Origin of the sequence: Paraburkholderia sp. XV (genome assembly GCF_020177535.1) — a bacterium.
GTDB lineage: Bacteria > Pseudomonadota > Gammaproteobacteria > Burkholderiales > Burkholderiaceae > Paraburkholderia > Paraburkholderia caribensis.
In genome coordinates, this window is record NZ_JAGUUD010000034.1 from 44,509 (window position 1) to 67,612 (window position 23,104).

Below are 23,104 nucleotides of genomic sequence, written 5' to 3' on the forward strand. Positions count from 1 at the left end.
GATTACTTGGCCTCCGCTTCAAAGTTGATTTCCTGGCCGGGCTTCAGGCAGACGTAGGCCTTCTTCACGTCCTTGCGCTTGCCCATGAAACGGCCAAAGCGCTTTGCTTTGCCCTTCTGGACCAGCACGTTGACGGAATTGACTTCCACCTTGAACAGCAGCTCGACAGCAGCCTTCACTTCCTGCTTCGTAGCGTCCGGCGCAACTTCGAACACGACTTGCTCGTTCTTGTCAGCCACCAGGGTCGCCTTTTCGGAGATCACCGGCGCGAGCAGAACTTGCATCAAACGATGATCGTTTTTGCGAACTTCGCTCATGACAGCAACTCCTCGATCTGGGCGACCGCAGCCTTCGTGATCAGCACTTTCTTGAAGTAGATCAGCGACAGGGGGTCGGCGTAACGCGGCTCGACAACCGCCACATGGGCCAGGTTGCGCGACGCGAGGTACAGGTTTTCGTCAACCGTGTCGGTGATGACCAGCACGGAGTCGAGACCCATTGCCTTGAACTTTTCGGCCAGCAGCTTCGTCTTCGGTGCTTCGAGCGTCAGCTCGTCGACAACCGCGATGCGGCCTTCGCGGGCCAGCTGCGAGAAGATCGAGCAGAGACCTGCGCGATGCATCTTCTTGTTGACCTTGTGCGAGAAATTTTCTTCCGGCGAATTCGGGAAGATACGACCACCGCCACGCCACAACGGGCTCGACGACATACCGGCACGAGCACGGCCCGTACCCTTCTGGCGCCACGGCTTTTTCGTGGTGTGCTTGACCTGCTCACGATCCTTCTGAGCGCGGTTACCGCTACGTGCGTTCGCCTGATAAGCGACGACGATCTGGTGGATCAGGGCTTCGTTGTAGTCACGGCCGAACACGACGTCCGACGCGTTAACTGCTGCGCCTTCCTGACCGTTGGCATTCAGGAGCTTAAGTTCCATTATTTCGCTCCTTTCACGGCGCGCGTCTTCACAGCCGGCGTCACGAAAACCTTGCCGCCCTTCGCACCCGGAACAGCACCCTTGACCAGCAGCAGCTTGCGATCTGCGTCGATACGTGCGATTTCGAGGTTCTGCACGGTGACCGTCTCGTCACCCATATGACCCGTCATGCGCTTACCCGGGAAAACACGACCCGGATCCTGCGCCATACCGATCGAACCCGGCACGTTGTGCGAACGCGAGTTACCGTGCGATGCACGACCCGACGCGAAGTTGTAGCGCTTGATGGTACCGGCGTAGCCCTTACCGATCGAGGTGCCTTGCACGTCGACCTTCTGACCTACTTCGAAGAGATCCACACCGATCACTGCGCCATTCGACAGCTCGGCGGCCTTGACGGCGTCGATCTGGAATTCCTTGAGGATTTCACCGGCTTGAACGCCGGCTTTGGCGAGATGACCTGCCAACGGCTTCGTCACACGCGATGCACGGCGCGTACCGAAGGCAACCTGAACGGCCGTGTAGCCGTCGGTTTCAACAGTCTTGATCTGCGTCACGCGGTTGTCGGACACGTCCAGCACGGTGACGGGAATCGAATCCCCTTCAGCCGTGAAGATACGGGTCATGCCAACCTTGCGACCTACGAGTCCAAGGCTCATCGTTTTCTCCATTCCCGACTGCGATTGGTCGGGGCTAATTTACAAAATGCCTCGCGCTTCAGAGGCGAAACGCGACGGCTTTTTTACGCAAATGCGCGAAAAGCCTTGCATTATAGCGAGGCTTTTCGTTTTCTGCAAGCAATCAAAGACTTAGCGGCATCCAATAATCTGGTAACCGCTCGCAGCCTTTACTGCAGCTTGATTTCGACGTCGACACCAGCCGGCAGATCCAGCTTCATCAATGCGTCGACGGTCTTGTCCGTCGGATCGACGATGTCCATCAGGCGTTGGTGCGTGCGGATTTCGAGCTGGTCGCGCGACGTCTTGTTGACGTGCGGCGAACGAAGGATGTCGAAACGCTGGATGCGGGTCGGCAGGGGCACCGGACCACGAACGATTGCGCCAGTCCGCTTTGCCGTGTCGACGATCTCAGCTGCCGATTGATCGATCAGACGATAGTCGAACGCTTTGAGGCGAATGCGGATTTTCTGGTTCTGCATGACGAATTCCTTGGAAAGAGCGAGGCGATATTGCACCGCCGATTAAAAAAGAGCGTAGGTCTGGGCGCCCGCTTGGCGCGAGTGCCCAGACCCGGGCACTGCATACTGCTACAGCAATCTTCGATTTTACTCGATGATCTTAGCAACGACACCTGCGCCGACGGTACGGCCACCTTCGCGGATTGCGAAGCGCAGACCTTCTTCCATGGCGATCGGAGCGATCAGCTTCACCGTGATCGACACGTTGTCGCCCGGCATCACCATTTCCTTGTCCTTCGGCAGCTCGATCGAGCCCGTCACGTCCGTCGTACGGAAGTAGAACTGCGGACGATAGTTGTTGAAGAACGGCGTGTGACGGCCGCCTTCGTCCTTGCTCAGCACGTACACTTCAGCCGTGAAGTGCGTGTGCGGCGTGATCGAACCCGGCTTGGCCAGCACCTGGCCACGCTCCACGTCTTCACGCTTCGTGCCGCGCAGCAGGATACCGACGTTGTCGCCTGCCTGACCCTGGTCGAGCAGCTTGCGGAACATTTCCACGCCCGTGCAGGTCGTCTTCACCGTCGGCTTGATACCGACGATTTCGATTTCTTCGCCGACCTTGACGATGCCGCGCTCGACGCGACCCGTCACCACCGTGCCACGACCCGAGATCGAGAACACGTCTTCCACCGGCATCAGGAACGCGCCGTCAACCGCGCGCTCCGGCGTCGGGATGTACGTGTCCAGGGCGTCGGCCAGGTTCATGATCGCCACTTCGCCCAGCTCGCCCTTGTCGCCTTCGAGCGCCAGCTTCGCCGAACCCTTGATGATCGGCGTGTCGTCGCCCGGGAAGTCGTACTTCGACAGAAGTTCGCGCACTTCCATTTCGACCAGCTCGAGCAGCTCGGCGTCGTCCACCATGTCGCACTTGTTCAGGAACACGATGATGTACGGCACACCGACCTGACGCGCCAGCAGGATGTGCTCACGCGTTTGCGGCATCGGGCCGTCAGCAGCCGAGCACACCAGAATTGCGCCGTCCATCTGCGCTGCGCCCGTGATCATGTTCTTCACATAGTCAGCGTGGCCCGGGCAGTCGACGTGCGCGTAGTGGCGGTTCGCCGTTTCGTACTCGACGTGTGCCGTGTTGATCGTGATACCGCGCGCCTTTTCTTCCGGCGCTGCGTCGATCTGGTCGTAGGCCTTTGCTTCGCCGCCGAACTTCGCGGTCAGCACCGTCGTGATCGCTGCCGTCAGCGTGGTCTTGCCGTGGTCAACGTGACCGATCGTGCCGACGTTCACGTGCGGCTTGGTCCGTTCGAATTTACCTTTAGCCATGTTTCTCTTCTTTCAAAAAAGTTGTTCGATGAATGACTATGCGAGGTCTTACTTCGACTTCGCGTTGATGATCGCTTCCGACACGTTACGCGGAGCTTCTGCGTAGTGCTTGAATTCCATCGTGTACGTTGCGCGGCCTTGCGTCAGCGAGCGCAGCGACGTCGAGTAGCCAAACATCTCCGACAGCGGCACTTCAGCGCGGACGATCTTGCCGCCGCCCACCATGTCTTCCATGCCCTGGACGATACCGCGACGGCCCGACAGGTCGCCCATCACGTTGCCCATATAGTCTTCAGGCGTTTCGACTTCCACTGCCATCATCGGTTCGAGGATGACCGGGCTCGCCTTGCGCATTGCTTCCTTGAACGCCATCGAACCAGCCATGCGGAACGCATTTTCGTTCGAGTCAACGTCGTGGTACGAACCGAACGTCAGGTGGACCTTCACGTCGACAACCGGGAAGCCCGCCAGCACGCCGGCCTTGAGCGTTTCCTGGATACCCTTGTCGACCGCCGGGATGTATTCACGCGGAATCACACCACCCTTGATCTCGTCCAGGAACTCGTAGCCCTTGCCTTGTTCATTCGGCTCGAGCGTGATGACAGCGTGGCCGTACTGGCCGCGGCCGCCCGACTGCTTGACGAACTTGCCGTCAACGTCGGCTGCCGTCGCGCGAATCGTTTCGCGGTATGCCACCTGCGGCTTACCAACGGTTGCTTCGACGCCGAATTCACGCTTCATCCGGTCAACCAGAATTTCGAGGTGGAGCTCGCCCATGCCCGAAATGATGGTTTGACCCGATTCTTCGTCCGTCTGAACGCGGAACGACGGATCTTCCTGAGCCAGACGGTTCAGTGCGAGACCCATCTTCTCCTGGTCAGCCTTGGTCTTCGGCTCGACAGCCTGCGAGATCACCGGCTCCGGGAAAATCATGCGTTCCAGCACGATCGGGTTTTGCGGATCGCACAGCGTGTCGCCCGTCGTCGCTTCCTTCAGGCCAACGGCTGCAGCGATGTCGCCCGCGCGCACTTCCTTGATTTCTTCGCGCTGGTTCGCGTGCATCTGCAGAATACGGCCCAGACGTTCCTTCTTGTCTTTGGTCGCGTTCAGAACCGTGTCGCCCGAATTGACGACGCCCGAATACACACGGAAGAAGATCAGCTGGCCGACGAACGGGTCGGTCATGATCTTGAATGCCAGTGCCGAGAACTTTTCGTCGTCAGCAGCGCGGCGCTCAGCCTTCTCGCCGTTTTCCAGTTCGCCGGTAACCGGCGGAATGTCGACGGGCGACGGCAGGAAGTCCAGAACTGCGTCCAGCATGCGTTGCACGCCCTTGTTCTTGAACGCGGTGCCGCACAGCATCGGCTGGATTTCGCAAGCGATCGTACGGTCGCGCAGACCCTTGATGATTTCCGCTTCCGACAGTTCGCCGTCTTCGAGGTACTTGTTCATCAAGTCTTCGCTCGACTCAGCGGCGGCTTCGATCATCTTTTCGCGCCATTCGTTGCACGAATCGACCAGTTCAGCCGGGATGTCTTCGTACGAGAACTTGGTGCCTTGGGACGCTTCGTCCCAAATGATCGCCTTCATCTTCATCAGATCGACGACGCCTGTGAAGTTCTCTTCCGCGCCGATCGGCACGACGACGGGAACCGGGTTCGCCTTCAGACGCAGCTTGAGCTGGTCGTAGACCTTGAAGAAGTTCGCGCCGGTACGGTCCATCTTGTTGATGAACGCGAGACGGGGAACCTTGTACTTGTTAGCCTGGCGCCACACCGTTTCCGATTGCGGCTGCACGCCGCCCACTGCGCAGTAGACCATGCACGCACCGTCGAGCACGCGCATCGAGCGCTCAACTTCAATCGTGAAGTCGACGTGGCCCGGCGTGTCGATGATGTTGATGCGGTGCTCGGCACGGTCGCCCGCCATGCCCTTCCAGAACGCCGTCGTAGCAGCGGACGTGATGGTAATACCACGTTCCTGTTCCTGCTCCATCCAGTCCATGGTAGCGGCGCCGTCGTGCACTTCACCGATCTTGTGGTTCACGCCGGTATAGAACAGGATGCGCTCGGTCGTCGTCGTTTTGCCGGCGTCGATGTGAGCGCTAATACCGATGTTGCGGTAGCGCTCGATAGGAGTCTTGCGAGCCACTTTGATCCTCTATTGGGATGACACGATGGAAACCAGTCCATCGCGCTCTAACACAAACGGGCGAGGCGCTTTGCAAGCGCACCCGCCCGGAATTTCTTTCCGCTTTACTGCCAGCCCGGGGACGGGATGCTTAGAAACGGAAATGCGAGAACGCCTTGTTGGCTTCTGCCATCCGGTGAACTTCGTCGCGCTTCTTCATCGCGCCGCCACGGCCTTCAGCCGCTTCGGAGAGTTCACCAGCCAGACGCAGAGCCATCGACTTCTCGCTGCGCTTCTTCGCGGCTTCACGCAGCCAACGCATCGCCAATGCCATACGACGCGACGGACGCACTTCGACCGGAACCTGATAGTTCGCACCACCAACGCGACGGCTCTTCACTTCGACCACCGGCTTCACGTTGTTGAGCGCTACCGTGAACACTTCCAGCGGGTCCTTGCCACCCTTGGTCTGGATCTGTTCGAAAGCGCCGTACACGATGCGCTCGGCAACCGACTTCTTGCCGGAGAGCATCAGCACGTTCATGAATTTTGCAACATCAACGTTACCGAACTTCGGATCCGGCAACACTTCCCGCTTGGGGACTTCGCGACGACGCGGCATGTTTCTTCCTTTGACTTTTCAGTTGGAGCAGTGACTCTGCACTCACCCCGCGGCCACCAACTAACCCGATTCATCCATTACGACTTACCAGCCTGGTCGGGTGACCACTTACTCGACAGCACCGGCTATCCGGCACCACCGCTAAACCGCTCTTGTGAGCGACCTGTTACTGCCGACCGGCTTCTTACTTGCCAGCCTTGGCACGCTTCGCACCGTACTTCGAGCGAGCCTGCTTACGATCCTTGACGCCCTGGGTATCCAGCGAGCCACGAACCATGTGGTAACGCACACCCGGCAAGTCCTTCACACGGCCGCCGCGAATCAGCACGACCGAGTGTTCCTGCAGGTTGTGGCCTTCACCACCGATGTACGAAATGACTTCGAAGCCGTTCGTCAGGCGCACCTTGGCGACCTTACGGAGTGCCGAGTTCGGCTTCTTAGGCGTCGTGGTGTACACACGGGTGCACACGCCGCGACGCTGGGGGCAGTCCTGCAAGGCCGGGCTCTTGCTCTTCGTCGTTTCCGACGTGCGGCCTTTGCGAACCAGTTGATTGATGGTTGGCATTGTTTATTCCTGAAATTGAACAAAATCGACGCGTTCATTTCTGGGCAAAGCAGAAAATGACGCGTTCTGACTACTGCTGATTTCCAGCCCTGACGTTTTGGCGACACGCTCGCGCCGCACGGAATCCTGCCAAGAACCGGAACCTAGCATCATATTCCGAAAATCCCAAACGAGTCAACAGGTTGCGCCGATTCGAAAGGGTTGGCGGCGCACTGGGACTCAATCCGCAGCGACGACTTCGAGCAGTTCGTCGCCGAAACGGTCGAGCTTACGTGCGCCCATACCCGGAATATGGCGCAAATCTTCGAGCGACCCCGGGGAGTTGCGCGCAATTTCGGCCAGCGTGGCATCGTGGAAAATGACGTAAGCCGGCACGCCATCGCTCTTCGCGGTTTCCGTGCGCCACGCGCGCAGACGGTCCCAGCGCGCGCGCTCGCGTGAATTCATGCCCGCTGTCGGATCGGCGCGTTCGCTTGTGCGTCCGGAGGATTGACGCGTGCGCACTGGCTTCACATAGCGCCGCATCGTCACTTGTTGCTCGCCTTTTAGGACAGGCTTGCTGGCTTCCGTCAGCACGAGGGCACCGAAACCGTCGTGATCGACGGTGAGAAATCCGAATGCGACCAACTGGCGAAACACCGCTCGCCATTCATGCTCGGATAGCGCCGCACCAATTCCGAATGTGCTCAGCTTCTCGTGGCCACGCTGCAGAATCTTCTCGGTACGATTGCCGCGAAGAATGTCGATCAGATGTCCTGCGCCGAAATTGAATCCGCTAGCGCGCTGCGCACGAAACGCGCATGACAGCGCCATCTGCGATTCACGCGTGGCATCCCACGATGCCGGCGGCTCGAGACATGTATCACAGTTGCCGCAGGGCTTGCCCTCTTCGCCGAAGTAAGCCAGCAATCGCACGCGCCGGCACGTAGCCGTTTCGCATAAACCGAGCAACGCATCGAGCTTGCCGGTTTGCACGCGCTTATGCGCATCGTCGGCGTCGGATTCGTCGATCATCTTGCGCTGCTGCACGACATCGCCGAGACCGTACGTCATCCAGGCGTTCGCCGGCAAACCATCGCGGCCGGCGCGCCCTGTTTCCTGGTAATAGCCTTCGACGCTCTTCGGCAAATCGAGATGCGCGACAAAGCGCACGTCCGGTTTGTCGATGCCCATGCCGAACGCGATCGTCGCGCACATCACGATGCCCTCTTCGCGCTGGAAGATTTCCTGATGCCGCTGGCGCACCTCAAACTCCATTCCCGCGTGATACGGCAGCGCTCGCACGCCCTGCGCCTTCAGCCATTCAGCCGTCTCTTCGACCTTGCGGCGCGACAGGCAATACACGACCCCCGCGTCGGTCGTGTTGTCCGGACGCGTGTGTTCCGCGCGGATGAAATCGAGCAGTTGCGAACGCGCGTTGTCCTTCTCGACGATCCGATAGCGGATATTCGGCCGATCGAAACTCGATACGAACACACGCGCGTCGTCGAGCGCGAGGCGATGAATGATTTCGTCGCGCGTGATCGCGTCGGCCGTGGCCGTCAGCGCGATGCGCGGTACCGAAGGGAACCGCTCGTGCAACACCGACAGCTGGATGTACTCGGGTCTGAAATCGTGCCCCCATTGCGACACGCAATGTGCTTCGTCGATAGCGAACAAACCGATGCGCGCGCGCTCGAGCAGATCGAGAAAGCGCGGCGTCATCAGCCGTTCAGGAGCGACGTACAGCAGATCGATTTCGCCCTCACGCAAGGCGCGCTCCGTCGCTGCTGCATCGGCGCCTGACAGCGTCGAGTTCAGATACGCCGCGCGCACGCCGACTTCCCGCAAGGCCGCCACCTGATCCTGCATCAACGCGATCAGCGGCGAGACGACGATCCCTGCGCCCAACCCGGCTTCGCGGCGCACCAGCGACGGAATCTGATAGCACAGCGATTTGCCACCGCCCGTCGGCATCAGCACCAGACAGTCGCCGCCAGAAGAAACGTGTTCGACGATTTCTCCCTGCTGCCCTCGAAACGCGGGATAACCGAAAACTTCGTTGAGGATCTGGAGCGGACGGGACATGAAGGAGAGAAAAAAGTGCGCGGAGCGGGTGACTCGAATTTTACCAATGCAATCGCACTTCGCCCGAGGTTTGTCGTGTAACTGACCGTCCGGCAGAGTCCGAAGGGCATAGGAAGAAACGCAAATCCGCAAGGCGAAAAAAAACCGCCCGGTCGAAACCGGGCGGTTCATGCAACTTCAGCGAACTTCACAGGCATGGCGGCATATGCCGCCTGCCGGCTTATTCGTTGGTGTGCGGCGTTTGCTCGGCGGCCGGGGTTTCCGGCGTACCGAACTCGAAGGCCTCTTCTGCTGCGATCTGGTCGAAACGCTCGCGATCCGCCATTTCCTTGGTCTTGCGTGCCTTGTGGAACGCGAGACCCGTACCGGCCGGAATCAGACGACCGACGATCACGTTTTCCTTCAGGCCACGCAGATCGTCGCGCTTGCCCATGATCGCCGCTTCCGTCAGCACGCGGGTCGTTTCCTGGAACGATGCCGCGGAGATGAACGAGTCGGTCGACAGCGACGCCTTCGTGATACCCAGCAGGATGTTCTCGTACGTTGCCGGACGCTTGTCTTCCGCGATCATGCGATCGTTTTCGTCCAGCATGTCCGACCGCTCGACCTGCTCACCCGGGATGAAGCGCGTATCGCCGTTGTCAGTGATCTGCACGCGACGCAGCATCTGACGGACGATCACCTCGATGTGCTTGTCGTTGATCTTCACGCCCTGCAGACGGTACACGTCCTGCACTTCGTCCACGATGTAACGCGACAGCGCTTCGATACCCTGCAAACGCAGAATGTCGTGCGGATCGGCCGGCCCGTCGACGATCATTTCGCCCTTGTTGACGACTTGACCATCGTGCACCAGAACCTGCTTTTCCTTCGCGATCAGGAACTCGTGCTGATTGCCTTCGAGGTCCGTGATAACGAGACGCTGCTTGCCCTTCGTGTCCTTACCGAACGACGTCGTACCCGTGACTTCCGCCAGGATACCTGCGTCCTTCGGCGAACGTGCTTCGAACAGTTCCGCCACACGCGGCAGACCACCCGTAATGTCACGCGTCTTCTGCGCTTCGGTCGGGATACGTGCGAGCACTTCACCCACCTGAACCTGCTGACCATCCTTCACGGTGATCAGTGCGCCGACCTGGAAGCCGATCTGAACCGAGTGCTCCGAGTTCGGGATCTTGACTTCGTCGCCGTTCGCGTCGAGCAGCTTCACCTGCGGACGCACGCTCTTCGAAGCCTGCGAGCCGCGGCGCTTCACGTCGATCACGACGAGAGTGGACAGACCCGTCACGTCGTCGATCTGCTTCGCGACCGTCACGCCTTCCTCGACGTTTTCGAACTTCACCGTACCGCCCCACTCGGTGATGATCGGACGCGTCAGCGGATCCCACGTGGCCAGTTGCGTGCCCGCCTTGATCTGCGCGCCGTCGAGTTGCAGCAGCGTCGCGCCGTACGGCACCTTGTGACGCTCGCGCTCGCGGCCGTGATCGTCGGTGATCATCGCTTCGCCCGAACGCGAGATGACGATCTGCTCGCCCTTCGCATTCGTCACGTAACGCATCGTCGACGTGAAACGCACCGTACCGTTCGACTTCGCTTCGACCGACGACGCCACTGCCGCACGCGATGCCGCACCACCGATGTGGAACGTACGCATGGTCAGCTGCGTGCCCGGCTCACCGATCGACTGAGCAGCGATCACGCCGACTGCTTCGCCGACGTTGACCGACGAGCCGCGGCCCAGGTCGCGGCCGTAGCAGGCTGCGCACAGACCGTAACGCGTTTCGCAAGTCAGCGGCGTACGCACGCGCACTTCGTCGATACCCAGGCGTTCGATTTCTTCGACCGCGTCTTCGTCGAGCAGCGTGCCCGATTCGAACAGCGTTTCCTGCGTTTCCGGATTGACGACGTCAGCCACCGCAACGCGACCCAGAATACGGTCACGCAGTGCTTCGACGACTTCACCGCCTTCGACCAGCGCCTTCATTGCCACGCCGTTCGACGTACCGCAATCGTCTTCGACCACGACGAGATCCTGCGTCACGTCGACGAGACGACGCGTCAGGTAACCCGAGTTCGCCGTCTTCAGTGCCGTATCAGCCAGACCCTTACGTGCACCGTGGGTCGAGATGAAGTACTGCAACACGTTCAGGCCTTCACGGAAGTTCGCCGTAATCGGCGTCTCGATGATCGAGCCGTCCGGCTTCGCCATCAGGCCACGCATACCAGCGAGCTGACGGATCTGAACTGCCGAACCACGCGCACCCGAGTCGGCCATCATGTAGATGGAGTTGAACGACTCCTGACGCGTCTGGTTGCCGTCGCGGTCCACGACCGGTTCCGTCGACAGCTGCTCCATCATCGCCTTGCCGACCGCTTCCGACGTTGCCGACCAGATGTCGACCACGTTGTTGTAGCGTTCCTGCGAGGTGACGAGACCCGACATGTACTGACGGTCGTATTCCTTCACCTTCTTCGCGGCGTCGCCGACGATGGTCTCCTTCTGCGGCGGCACGAGCATGTCGTCGACGCAGATCGAGATACCGGCGCGCGTGGCCAGGCGGAAGCCCGACTGCATCAACTGGTCGGCGAAAATCACCGTTTCACGCAGACCGCACTTGCGGAATGCGGTGTTGATCAGACGCGAGATTTCCTTCTTCTTCAGCGGCTTGTTCAGCACCGAGAACGGCAGGCCCGGCGGCAGAATTTCCGACAGGATCGAACGGCCGACGGTCGTCGCGTACAGCGTGACCTTCGGCACGAATGCCGGCGCACCTTCCGACTTGTCTTCGTTATGGACCATTTCGGTGATCCGCACGTTGACGCGCGAGGCCAGCTCGACTTCCTTGTTCTCGTACGCGCGCAGCGCTTCCGACACGCCCGTGAACGTCAGGCCTTCGCCCTTGCCGTTGATCGCTTCGCGCGTCGCGTAGTACAGGCCGAGCACGATATCCTGCGACGGCACGATCGACGGATCGCCGTTGGCCGGGAACAGCACGTTGTTCGACGCCAGCATCAGCGTGCGCGCTTCCATCTGCGCTTCGAGCGACAGCGGAACGTGAACAGCCATCTGGTCACCGTCGAAGTCGGCGTTGAACGCCGCGCAAACGAGCGGGTGCAGCTGGATAGCCTTACCTTCGATCAGCACCGGCTCGAAAGCCTGAATGCCAAGACGGTGCAGCGTCGGCGCGCGGTTCAGCATCACCGGATGTTCGCGAATGACTTCTTCGAGAATGTCCCACACCACCGGCGTCTGGTTCTCGACTTCCTTCTTCGCAGCCTTGATGGTGGTAGCAACACCCATCACTTCCAGCTTGTTGAAGATGAACGGCTTGAACAGTTCGAGCGCCATCAGCTTCGGCAGACCGCACTGATGCAGCTTCAGCGTCGGGCCGACCACGATGACCGAACGGCCCGAGTAGTCGACGCGCTTGCCCAGCAGGTTCTGACGGAAGCGACCGCCCTTACCCTTGATCATGTCGGCGAGCGACTTCAGCGGACGCTTGTTCGCGCCCGTCATCGCCTTGCCGCGACGGCCGTTGTCGAGCAGCGAATCGACGGCTTCCTGCAGCATCCGCTTTTCGTTGCGAACGATGATTTCAGGCGCCTTCAGTTCGAGCAGACGCTTCAACCGGTTGTTACGGTTGATCACGCGGCGATACAGGTCGTTCAGGTCCGACGTCGCGAAACGGCCGCCGTCCAGCGGAACCAGCGGACGCAGTTCGGGCGGCAGCACCGGCAGCACTTCGAGAATCATCCACTCGGGCTTGATGCCCGAACGCTGGAAGGCCTCGAGCACCTTCAGGCGCTTCGCGTACTTCTTGATCTTCGCTTCCGAACCCGTGTTCTTCAGCTCCGAGCGCAGCGTTTCGACCTGCTCGTCGATGTTGATCGCGCGCAGCAGTTCGCGCACGCCTTCCGCGCCCATTTCAGCGCGGAATTCGTCACCGTACTCTTCGACCTTATTGTAGTAATCCTCTTCCGTCATGATCTGACGCGCCTTCAGCGGCGTCATGCCCGGATCGATCACCACATATGCTTCGAAGTACAGCACGCGCTCGATGTCGCGCAGCGTCATGTCGAGCACCATGCCCAGACGCGACGGCAGCGACTTCAGGAACCAGATGTGCGCGACAGGCGAGGCCAGTTCGATGTGGCCCATGCGTTCGCGACGCACCTTCGCGAGCGTCACTTCGACGCCGCACTTCTCGCAGATCACGCCACGGTGCTTCAGGCGCTTGTACTTGCCGCAAAGGCATTCGTAGTCCTTGATCGGACCGAAAATCTTCGCGCAGAACAGACCATCCCGCTCCGGCTTGAAGGTGCGGTAGTTGATGGTTTCCGGCTTCTTGACTTCACCGAACGACCACGAACGGATCTTGTCCGGCGAGGCCAGACCGATCTTGATCGCGTCAAAAACTTCTTCCTGTTGGACTTGCTTGAATAGATCGAGCAGAGCTTTCATTGCTTTCTCTCCGTAGTCCGATTAGTTGCGGTCGAGGTCGATGTCGATACCGAGCGAGCGGATTTCCTTCACCAGCACGTTGAAGGATTCCGGCATGCCCGCGTCGATCACGTGATCGCCCTTCACCAGGTTCTCGTAAACCTTGGTCCGGCCCGTCACGTCGTCCGACTTGACCGTCAACATTTCCTGCAGCACATACGATGCGCCGTAGGCTTCGAGCGCCCACACTTCCATTTCACCGAAGCGCTGACCACCGAACTGCGCCTTACCACCCAGCGGCTGCTGCGTGACCAGCGAGTACGGACCCGTCGAACGCGCGTGCATCTTGTCGTCGACCAGGTGGTGCAGCTTCAGGTAGTGCATGTAGCCAACCGTCACCGTACGTTCGAAGGCTTCACCCGTGCGACCGTCAAACAGACGCACCTGGTTCTTCGACTTCGTCATGCCGAGGTTCTGCGCGATGTCGTCCGGGTAGGCGAGATCCAGCATGCTGGACATTTCCTCTTCCGTCGCACCGTCGAACACCGGCGTTGCGAACGGCACGCCTTCGCGCAGGTTCTTCGCGAGTTCGAGGATTTCGTCGTCGGAGAAGCTTTCCAGCTCTTCCGCACGGCCCGACTCGTTGTAGATCTTGGTCAGGAACTTGCGAACTTCTTCGATCTTCGCCTGACGCTGCAGCATTTCGCCGATACGCCAGCCCAGACCCTTCGCGGCCCAACCCAGATGCACTTCGAGAACCTGACCCACGTTCATCCGCGACGGAACGCCCAGCGGGTTCAGCACGACGTCAGCCGGACGGCCATCGGCCATGTACGGCATGTCTTCGATCGGAACGATCTTCGACACGACACCCTTGTTACCGTGACGGCCTGCCATCTTGTCGCCAGGTTGCAGGCGGCGCTTCACAGCCAGGTAGACCTTGACCATCTTCAGCACGCCCGGCGGCAGTTCGTCGCCTTGCGTGAGCTTCTTGCGCTTCTCTTCGAAAGCGAGGTCGAACTGGTGACGCTTCTGTTCGATCGAATCCTTGATCGCTTCGAGCTGTGCCGCTGCTTCTTCGTCCGCGAGGCGGATGTCGAACCAGTGGTAGTGATCCAGATCTTCCAGGTAAGCGCGTTCGATCTTCGTGCCCTTCGCGAGCTTCTTCGGACCGCCGTTCGCCACCTTGCCCTCGAGCATACGTGCAAGACGCTGGAACGCGTCGCCTTCCACGATACGGAGCTGGTCATTCAGGTCCAGGCGATAGCGCTTCAGTTCATCGTCGATGATCTGTTGCGCACGCTTGTCGCGCTGGATGCCTTCACGCGTGAACACCTGCACGTCGATAACCGTGCCGCTCATGCCCGACGGCACGCGCAGCGACGTGTCCTTCACGTCCGACGCCTTCTCACCGAAGATCGCGCGCAGCAGCTTTTCTTCCGGCGTCAGCTGGGTTTCGCCCTTCGGCGTGACCTTGCCGACCAGCACGTCGCCTGCTTCGACTTCCGCGCCGATGTACACGATGCCCGACTCGTCGAGACGGCCAAGCTGCACTTCAGCGAGATTCGAAATATCGCGCGTGATTTCTTCCGGTCCGAGCTTCGTGTCGCGAGCGACGACGTTCAATTCTTCGATGTGGATCGACGTGTAGCGATCGTCCGCAACGACCTTCTCCGAGATCAGGATCGAGTCTTCGAAGTTGTAGCCGTTCCACGGCATGAACGCGACCAGCATGTTCTGGCCAAGCGCCAGTTCACCGAGGTCCGTCGAAGCGCCGTCAGCCAGCACGTCGCCGCGCGCAACCTTGTCGCCGACCTTCGCGATCGGACGCTGGTTGATGTTCGTGTTCTGGTTCGAACGCGTGTACTTGATCAGGTTGTAGATGTCGACGCCGACGTCGCCAGCCACCGCTTCATCATCGTTCACACGAATCACGATACGGCCTGCATCGACGTAGTCGACCACACCACCACGCAGCGCCTGCACGGTCGTGCCCGAGTCGACAGCCACCGTGCGCTCGATACCCGTACCGACGACCGGCTTCTCCGGACGCAGACACGGCACAGCCTGACGCTGCATGTTCGAGCCCATCAATGCACGGTTCGCGTCGTCGTGCTCGAGGAACGGAATCAGCGATGCGGCCACCGACACGATCTGCGACGGCGCCACGTCCATGTACTGGATGCGGTCCGGCGTGACCATCAGCGTTTCGCCCGCTTCACGCGACGACACGAGTTCGTCGGTCAGCGTGCCATCTTCCGCCACGGCCGCGTTCGCCTGAGCGATCACGTAACGGCCTTCTTCGATTGCCGACAGATAGTCGATCTGATCCGTGACCTTGCTGTCCGTCACCTTGCGATACGGCGTTTCGAGGAAGCCGTATTCGTTCAGGTGCGCGTACAGCGCCAGCGAGTTGATCAGGCCGATGTTCGGACCTTCCGGCGTTTCAATCGGGCACACGCGGCCATAGTGGGTCGGGTGCACGTCGCGGACTTCAAAGCCAGCGCGCTCGCGCGTCAGACCACCCGGGCCAAGTGCCGAAACACGGCGCTTGTGGGTGATTTCCGACAGCGGATTGGTCTGGTCCATGAACTGCGACAGCTGCGACGAACCGAAGAACTCGCGAATTGCCGACGAAATCGGCTTCGAGTTGATCAGGTCGTGCGGCATCAGGTTTTCGCTTTCGGCCTGGCCGAGGCGTTCCTTCACTGCACGTTCGACACGCACGAGACCCGCGCGGAACTGGTTTTCCGCCAGTTCGCCTACGCAACGCACACGACGATTGCCCAAGTGGTCGATATCGTCCACTTCGCCCTTGCCGTTACGCAGTTCGACCAGGATCTTGATGGTCGCGAGGATGTCGTCGTCCTGCAGCGTCATCGGGCCGACGATTTCGTCACGGCCGACGCGGCGGTTGAACTTCATACGACCCACCTTCGACAGGTCGTACGCCTCTTCGCTGTAGAACAGACGGTTGAACAGCGCCTCGACGGCTTCTTCCGTCGGCGGTTCGCCCGGACGCATCATGCGGTAGATTGCGATGCGCGCGGCCATCTTGTCGGCCGTTTCGTCGATACGCAGCGTCGACGAGATGTACGGACCTTGATCCAGATCGTTCGTGTAGAGCGTCTGGATGTCCTTGATCTTCGCTTCGCGCAGCTTTTCGAGCACGCTTTCGGTGACTTCGTCGTTCGCGTTTGCGATCACTTCGCCCGTGTCGCCATCAACCACGTTCTTCGCGAGCACGCGGCCGAGCAGGTAGTCTTCGGGGACCGAAATGTACTTGGTCTTCGCGTTTTCGAGGTCGCGAATGTGCTTCGCGTTGATACGCTTGTCCTTCTGGACGATGACCTTGCCGTCGCGATCCGTAATGTCAAAGCGCGCGACTTCACCGCGCAGACGCTCCGGCACGAACTCCATCTGCGCGCCTTCCGGCATCAGCGTGAAGTTATCGAACACGAAGAAGTTCGCGAGGATCTGTTCCGGCGTCAGGCCGATTGCCTTCAGCAGGATCGTGACAGGCATCTTGCGACGACGGTCGACGCGGAAGTACAGCACGTCCTTCGGATCGAATTCGAAGTCGAGCCACGAGCCACGGTAAGGAATGATCCGTGCCGAGAACAGCAGCTTGCCGGAGCTGTGCGTCTTGCCCTTGTCGTGTTCGAAGAACACGCCAGGCGAACGGTGCAACTGCGACACGATCACGCGTTCCGTGCCGTTGATGACGAACGAGCCAGTCGGCGTCATGAGCGGAATTTCGCCCATGTACACTTCCTGTTCCTTCACTTCCTTGACGACAGGCTTGCTCGGCGATTCCTTGTCGAGCAGCACCAGACGCACCTTGGCACGCAGCGCCGAACAGTAAGTCAGACCGCGCTGCTGACATTCCTTGATGTTGAATGCCGGCGGCGACAGCATGTAGCTGACGAACTCTAGACGAGCAAAGCCGTTATGCGAAACAATGGGGAAAACTGACGTGAACGCAGCTTGCAGACCTTCCGGTTTGCGCTGCACTGTGGGCACTTCCGCTTGCAGAAACGTGCTGAATGATTCAAGCTGGGTAGCCAGCAGGAAAGGTACTTGGTGAACGATGGGGCGCTTCGCGAAACTCTTGCGAATACGCTTCTTCTCGGTGAAGGAATATTGCATACGATCTCCGAATCACGGCGGGCATTGTTGTCGAGGCGGGATACCTTGATGTGACAACCCGAGTGTTCACCGACTGAGACCCGTTGGCCGTCCGATGGCTTGAACGAGCCTAGAAGCTTGGTGGTTGGCCGCTACCAACCGCTGGCTGACGGCAGCGGATGCCTGTGTTGCCCGCTACCCGACCAAACTTGCCTTCTGCAGTCGCTTCAGAAGACAAAGAGAAACGCCAGTCGAACTTCCCGAACGGCGATTTTCTTTGGCTTCTGGGAGTACGTTTTTGCCGAAACTTGAGAGCAAAAAGGTCGTTCCCACAAAGCACAAAAAGGCCGGCGGTGGAAAACCGCCAGCCTGCGCACAGCGCGCCGAAACTTACTTGATTTCAGCCTTCGCGCCGGCTTCTTCCAGCTTCTTCTTGGCTTCTTCAGCAGCAGCCTTCGGTACCGCTTCCTTAACAGGCTTCGGTGCACCGTCGACCAGGTCCTTCGCTTCCTTCAGGCCCAGGCCCGTCAGTTCGCGAACTGCCTTAATCACGGAAACCTTGTTTGCGCCCGTTTCGGTCAGGATAACCGTGAACTCGGTTTGCTCTTCAGCAGCAGCAGCGCCGCCGCCAGCGCCTGCCGGGCCAGCAACTGCAACAGCAGCAGCCGACACGCCAAACTTTTCTTCGAATGCCTTGACCAGTTCGTTCAGTTCCAGAACCGACATCGCGCCTACGGCTTCGAGGATGTCTTCTTTTGCGATTGCCATTTGAAATACTCCTAAATTGAATTCGGATACAGCCAGCGATCAATTACGCTCGACTGAAGTGCGTCGATGCACTGCTTACGCAGCTTCGCTTTCCTTCTTTTCTGCCAGCGCGGCCAGAGCACGCGCAAAGCCAGAAACAGGAGCTTGCATAACGAACAACAGCTTGGAGAGCAGTTCCTCGCGGCTCGGGATGTTGGCCAGCGCTTGCACGCCCGCCTTGTCCATCACTTTGCCTTCGTAGGAACCGGCCTTGATGACCAACTTGTCATTGCTCTTGCTGAAGTCATTAACGACCTTCGCAGCAGCAATTGCATCTTCCGAGATGCCGTAGATCAGCGGACCAGTCATCTGCTCAGCCAGCGGAGCAAACGGGGTACCTTCGACAGCGCGACGCGCCAGCGTGTTCTTCAACACGCGCAGATACACCTGTTGCTCGCGCGCTTTCGCGCGCAGCTTGGTCAGATCGCCAACCGTGATCCCACGATACTCAGCCAGAACCACCGTTTGGGCTTTCGCGACTTGCGCGGAAACCTCAGCTACGACGGCCTGCTTACTTTCTTTGTTAAGTGGCACGGTTAACCTCCAGATTCGATGCACTTGGCACATGCCTCGCGCATCGCGTTCAACAACGGCGTCCGACCAGTCAGGAGTACTTCGACCGCTCGATTTCCACATGGCTGTGCAAATCAAACGGCTTCACCACTTCAAAACTTTTTCGGGTTCGCCATCTGCGTTGGCTTGAATTAAGGAAGCTCCCAACTGCTGCGCCTCCACCAACGGTCTTTGACAACCGGTCGCCAGATTCAGATTGCAACCTCGCGACCGCCCAAAGCCCTTAAATCGCCCCAGCCTCTCGACCGAAGCGGTTAAAACTTTACTGTGCTGCCAGCGTTGCCTGATCAACACGCACGCCAACACCCATGGTGCTCGACAATGCGATCTTGCGCAGGTACACGCCCTTGCTCGTCGCCGGCTTCGCCTTTTGCAGCGCTTCGACCAGCGCGCTCAGGTTCGAACGCAGAGCCGTCGGCTCGAACGATGCGCGACCGATCGTTGCGTGGATGATACCGGCTTTGTCGACACGGAACTGAACCTGACCGGCCTTCGCGTTCTTGACCGCGGTCGCGACGTCCGGCGTGACCGTGCCGACCTTCGGGTTCGGCATCAGGCCGCGCGGGCCGAGGATCTGACCCAGCGTACCGACCACACGCATCGTGTCCGGCGAAGCGATCACGACGTCGAAATTCAGGTTACCGGCCTTCACTTGCTCAGCCAGGTCTTCCATACCGACGATTTCAGCGCCAGCTGCACGAGCCTGCTCGGCCTTTTCACCTTGCGCGAACACAGCAACACGGACCGACTTACCGGTACCAGCCGGCAGAACGACCGAACCGCGAACAACCTGGTCCGACTTCTTTGCGTCGATGCCGAGTTGCACTGCGACGTCGATCGATTCGTCGAACTTCGCGCTTGCGCACTCCTTCACGAGCGACAGAGCCTCATCGATCGCGTACAGCTTTTGACGATCAACCTTGTTTGCAAATGCTTGCAGACGCTTCGAAAGCTTAGCCATTTACACGCCCTCCACGGTGATGCCCATCGAGCGGGCGCTACCAGCGATCGTACGAACCGCTGCGTCCAGATCAGCAGCCGTAAGATCCGGCATCTTGGTCTTTGCGATTTCTTCAGCTTGAGCGCGCGTGATCTTACCGACCTTGTCGGTGTGCGGCTTGCTCGAACCCTTGTCGAGCTTCGCTGCCTTCTTGATCAGAACCGTAGCCGGCGGCGTCTTCAGAACGAACGTGAAGCTCTTGTCTGCGAACGCGGTGATGACGACCGGAATCGGCAGACCCGGCTCCATCGCTTGGGTCTGCGCGTTGAACGCCTTGCAGAACTCCATGATGTTCAGGCCGCGTTGACCCAGTGCCGGACCAACCGGCGGCGACGGATTGGCTTTACCTGCAGGAATCTGCAGCTTGATAAAGCCGATGATTTTCTTTGCCATGTTGAAAACCTCTTTGGAACGCAAGTGCGTTCAGTGAGTAGTAGCGCGCCCTCGTCGAACTTCGACTATCGACGCTCCTCAACGGCCATTACGCGGACCGTAAGCGCGAAAGACGGACCGCGCCATCCGGCGCGATCCGCGAAACCTGACTCACAGCTTTTCGACCTGACCGAATTCCAGTTCTACTGGAGTCGCACGACCGAAAATCGTGACAGATACTCGGACACGCGACTTTTCGTAGTTCACTTCCTCGACGCTGCCGTTGAAGTCGGTAAATGGGCCATCCTTCACCCGAACCATCTCGCCCACTTCGAACAGGGTTTTCGGGCGCGGCTTCTCGACGCCTTCCTGCATCTGGGACATGATTTTCTCGACTTCCCGCGGGGAAATCGGGCTCGGACGGTTGCGCGCGCCGCCCACGAAACCCGTCACCTTTGCCGTGTTTTTCACGAGGTGCCACGTCTCGTCAGTCATTTCCATTTCGACGAGCACATAGCCCGGAAAGAAGCGACGCTCGGTCACCGACTTGTGACCACCCTTCACCTCGACGACTTCTTCGGTCGGGACGAGAATCTGTCCAAACTTGTCCTGCATGCCAGCACGTTCAATGCGCTCTTGAAGCGCACGTTGCACGCTCTTCTCCATACCGGAGTAGGCGTGCACTACGTACCAACGTTTTCCGCTCGGGGATGCCGGAATATCACTCATATCATTTCCAACCCAGAATCGCCGAGAAAATTGTCCACTCGATGGATTTATCGCAAATCCAGAGGAACACCGCCATGACCAGTACAAACCCGAAAACCACCAAAGTTGTCTGACTTGCTTCCTTGCGGGTCGGCCAGACAACCTTGCGGACTTCTTTGTACGAATCTTTGGCGAACGCGATAAAACCTTTGCCGGGCGCTGAGAGAAGACCGACTGCGACGCCTGCGATCAGTCCGACAGCCAAAGCCGCTCCGCGGACGTACCACTCTTGGCCATTCAGCCAGAAGAACCCCACGAACCCGGCCAAGACCAACAATACGCCAGCGACGAGCATCAGCTTGTCGCTGGAAGTATTAACAGTTTCGACGGAAGGATTCGCCATAACACCTTAACGAGCGCCACACATGACGCGAGAGTTGGCAGGGGCAGAGGGAATCGAACCCCCAACCTTCGGTTTTGGAGACCGACGCTCTGCCAGTTGAGCTATACCCCTAAACCATTGGGGTCGGCGGCATCGCCAACCCGAAACAACCGATCAACGAGAACTGGCTGGCTTACTCGATGATCTTAGCAACGACACCTGCGCCGACGGTACGGCCACCTTCGCGGATTGCGAAGCGCAGACCTTCTTCCATGGCGATCGGAGCGATCAGCTTCACCGTGATCGACACGTTGTCGCCCGGCATCACCATTTCCTTGTCCTTCGGCAGCTCGATCGAGCCCGTCACGTCCGTCGTACGGAAGTAGAACTGCGGACGATAGTTGTTGAAGAACGGCGTGTGACGGCCGCCTTCGTCCTTGCTCAGCACGTACACTTCAGCCGTGAAGTGCGTGTGCGGCGTGATCGAACCCGGCTTGGCCAGCACCTGGCCACGCTCCACGTCTTCACGCTTCGTGCCGCGCAGCAGGATACCGACGTTGTCGCCTGCCTGACCCTGGTCGAGCAGCTTGCGGAACATTTCCACGCCCGTGCAGGTCGTCTTCACCGTCGGCTTGATACCGACGATTTCGATTTCTTCGCCGACCTTGACGATGCCGCGCTCGACGCGACCCGTCACCACCGTGCCACGACCCGAGATCGAGAACACGTCTTCCACCGGCATCAGGAACGCGCCGTCAACCGCGCGCTCCGGCGTCGGGATGTACGTGTCCAGGGCGTCGGCCAGGTTCATGATCGCCACTTCGCCCAGCTCGCCCTTGTCGCCTTCGAGCGCCAGCTTCGCCGAACCCTTGATGATCGGCGTGTCGTCGCCCGGGAAGTCGTACTTCGACAGAAGTTCGCGCACTTCCATTTCGACCAGCTCGAGCAGCTCGGCGTCGTCCACCATGTCGCACTTGTTCAGGAACACGATGATGTACGGCACACCGACCTGACGCGCCAGCAGGATGTGCTCACGCGTTTGCGGCATCGGGCCGTCAGCAGCCGAGCACACCAGAATTGCGCCGTCCATCTGCGCTGCGCCCGTGATCATGTTCTTCACATAGTCAGCGTGGCCCGGGCAGTCGACGTGCGCGTAGTGGCGGTTCGCCGTTTCGTACTCGACGTGTGCCGTGTTGATCGTGATACCGCGCGCCTTTTCTTCCGGCGCTGCGTCGATCTGGTCGTAGGCCTTTGCTTCGCCGCCGAACTTCGCGGTCAGCACCGTCGTGATCGCTGCCGTCAGCGTGGTCTTGCCGTGGTCAACGTGACCGATCGTGCCGACGTTCACGTGCGGCTTGGTCCGCTCAAACTTACCTTTGGCCATTTTCGACTCCTAAGAGGATTTTTCCGTACGTTGCGCCGGGCGCAAACAATCACTTTGGTACCAGCTGGTGCCCATGGGCAGGATCGAACTGCCGACCTCTCCCTTACCAAGGGAGTGCTCTACCACTGAGCCACATGGGCGCTACATCTACTTTGCTTGCTGGAGCGGGTGAAGGGAATCGAACCCTCGTCGTAAGCTTGGAAGGCTTCTGCTCTACCATTGAGCTACACCCGCAAGGATCTATCGATTCCCAACAACTGCGTTACAGCACTTTGAAATCTGGTGGAGGAGGTTGGATTCGAACCAACGTAGGCGTAAGCCAACAGATTTACAGTCTGCCCCCTTTAGCCACTCGGGCACCCCTCCGCAGAGAACTGATGATTATGGGGGAGCGATTACATCTTGTCAAGTGGCTCTTGACCGCTCGAAACCCATAGGCTCTCACTTATAGTAGAGCCAAAAACGCCAAGACCCCGCTTTTGAGGGCGGGGTCTTGTCTTGGGTAAGGAGCCTGA

Annotated in this window: 18 protein-coding genes and 4 tRNA genes; all 22 read right to left on the minus strand. The window is 59.4% G+C overall.

Annotation, left to right across the window (positions count from 1 at the left end; genetic code table 11):
- Window positions 1-2: 2 nt before the first annotated feature.
- Complete coding sequence (gene rplW / locus KFO72_RS18150) at window positions 3-317, minus strand: 50S ribosomal protein L23 (RefSeq protein WP_007730525.1); 315 nt, start codon at window positions 315-317, stop codon at window positions 3-5.
- Window positions 314-934 (minus strand): 50S ribosomal protein L4, encoded by a 621-nt coding sequence (gene rplD / locus KFO72_RS18155; protein ID WP_007730523.1) that lies wholly within the window; start codon window positions 932-934, stop codon window positions 314-316. The genes rplW and rplD overlap by 4 nt, the downstream gene beginning before the upstream one ends.
- The gene (gene rplC / locus KFO72_RS18160; RefSeq protein WP_035991100.1) at window positions 934-1,593 is read right to left on the minus strand and encodes a 50S ribosomal protein L3; all 660 of its coding nucleotides are present in this window, start codon (window positions 1,591-1,593) and stop codon (window positions 934-936) included. The genes rplD and rplC overlap by 1 nt, the downstream gene beginning before the upstream one ends.
- Window positions 1,594-1,781: 188 nt before the next feature.
- Window positions 1,782-2,093: a 30S ribosomal protein S10 gene (rpsJ, locus tag KFO72_RS18165; protein WP_006998489.1), complete on the minus strand. Its 312-nt coding sequence runs from the start codon at window positions 2,091-2,093 to the stop codon at window positions 1,782-1,784.
- A 126-nt stretch (window positions 2,094-2,219) separates the two neighbouring features.
- Window positions 2,220-3,410, minus strand: a complete 1,191-nt coding sequence (gene tuf / locus KFO72_RS18170; protein ID WP_028371383.1) for an elongation factor Tu — start codon at window positions 3,408-3,410, stop codon at window positions 2,220-2,222.
- Window positions 3,411-3,458: 48 nt separating this feature from the next.
- The gene (gene fusA / locus KFO72_RS18175) at window positions 3,459-5,561 is read right to left on the minus strand and encodes an elongation factor G (protein WP_054929168.1); all 2,103 of its coding nucleotides are present in this window, start codon (window positions 5,559-5,561) and stop codon (window positions 3,459-3,461) included.
- Window positions 5,562-5,691: 130 nt separating this feature from the next.
- On the minus strand, window positions 5,692-6,162 hold the full coding sequence (gene rpsG / locus KFO72_RS18180) for a 30S ribosomal protein S7 (RefSeq protein ID WP_006053291.1): 471 nt from the start codon (window positions 6,160-6,162) through the stop codon (window positions 5,692-5,694).
- A gap of 184 nt (window positions 6,163-6,346) precedes the next feature.
- A complete protein-coding gene (rpsL, locus tag KFO72_RS18185; RefSeq protein ID WP_006053290.1) occupies window positions 6,347-6,727 on the minus strand; it encodes a 30S ribosomal protein S12 in 381 nt (126 codons plus the stop codon).
- A 219-nt stretch (window positions 6,728-6,946) separates the two neighbouring features.
- Window positions 6,947-8,794: a DNA helicase RecQ gene (gene recQ / locus KFO72_RS18190; protein WP_054929169.1), complete on the minus strand. Its 1,848-nt coding sequence runs from the start codon at window positions 8,792-8,794 to the stop codon at window positions 6,947-6,949.
- Window positions 8,795-9,014: 220 nt separating this feature from the next.
- Window positions 9,015-13,256 (minus strand): DNA-directed RNA polymerase subunit beta', encoded by a 4,242-nt coding sequence (rpoC, locus tag KFO72_RS18195; protein WP_054929170.1) that lies wholly within the window; start codon window positions 13,254-13,256, stop codon window positions 9,015-9,017.
- A gap of 21 nt (window positions 13,257-13,277) precedes the next feature.
- Complete coding sequence (gene rpoB, locus KFO72_RS18200; RefSeq protein ID WP_054929171.1) at window positions 13,278-17,384, minus strand: DNA-directed RNA polymerase subunit beta; 4,107 nt, start codon at window positions 17,382-17,384, stop codon at window positions 13,278-13,280.
- 369 nt (window positions 17,385-17,753) lie between these two features.
- On the minus strand, window positions 17,754-18,131 hold the full coding sequence (rplL, locus tag KFO72_RS18205; RefSeq protein ID WP_035988792.1) for a 50S ribosomal protein L7/L12: 378 nt from the start codon (window positions 18,129-18,131) through the stop codon (window positions 17,754-17,756).
- Window positions 18,132-18,206: 75 nt separating this feature from the next.
- On the minus strand, window positions 18,207-18,737 hold the full coding sequence (rplJ, locus tag KFO72_RS18210) for a 50S ribosomal protein L10 (protein WP_174485118.1): 531 nt from the start codon (window positions 18,735-18,737) through the stop codon (window positions 18,207-18,209).
- Between the two features lie 268 nt (window positions 18,738-19,005).
- Window positions 19,006-19,704: a 50S ribosomal protein L1 gene (rplA, locus tag KFO72_RS18215; protein WP_007578362.1), complete on the minus strand. Its 699-nt coding sequence runs from the start codon at window positions 19,702-19,704 to the stop codon at window positions 19,006-19,008.
- Window positions 19,705-20,136 carry a 50S ribosomal protein L11 gene (gene rplK / locus KFO72_RS18220; RefSeq protein ID WP_007578363.1) on the minus strand — a complete coding sequence of 144 codons (432 nt, stop codon included), beginning with the start codon at window positions 20,134-20,136 and terminating at the stop codon, window positions 19,705-19,707.
- Window positions 20,137-20,286: 150 nt separating this feature from the next.
- Window positions 20,287-20,844, minus strand: a complete 558-nt coding sequence (nusG, locus tag KFO72_RS18225; RefSeq protein ID WP_007578364.1) for a transcription termination/antitermination protein NusG — start codon at window positions 20,842-20,844, stop codon at window positions 20,287-20,289.
- A 1-nt stretch (window position 20,845) separates the two neighbouring features.
- Window positions 20,846-21,226, minus strand: a complete 381-nt coding sequence (gene secE / locus KFO72_RS18230; RefSeq protein WP_054929172.1) for a preprotein translocase subunit SecE — start codon at window positions 21,224-21,226, stop codon at window positions 20,846-20,848.
- A 35-nt stretch (window positions 21,227-21,261) separates the two neighbouring features.
- Window positions 21,262-21,337, minus strand: a tRNA-Trp gene (locus tag KFO72_RS18235).
- Window positions 21,338-21,398: 61 nt separating this feature from the next.
- Entirely contained in the window at window positions 21,399-22,589 is a 1,191-nt protein-coding gene (tuf, locus tag KFO72_RS18240; protein ID WP_028371383.1) for an elongation factor Tu, read from the minus strand.
- A 65-nt stretch (window positions 22,590-22,654) separates the two neighbouring features.
- Window positions 22,655-22,729 (minus strand) — tRNA-Thr (locus KFO72_RS18245).
- A 20-nt stretch (window positions 22,730-22,749) separates the two neighbouring features.
- A tRNA-Gly gene (locus KFO72_RS18250) sits at window positions 22,750-22,823 on the minus strand.
- 46 nt (window positions 22,824-22,869) lie between these two features.
- Window positions 22,870-22,955 (minus strand) — tRNA-Tyr (locus KFO72_RS18255).
- Window positions 22,956-23,104: the final 149 nt, after the last annotated feature.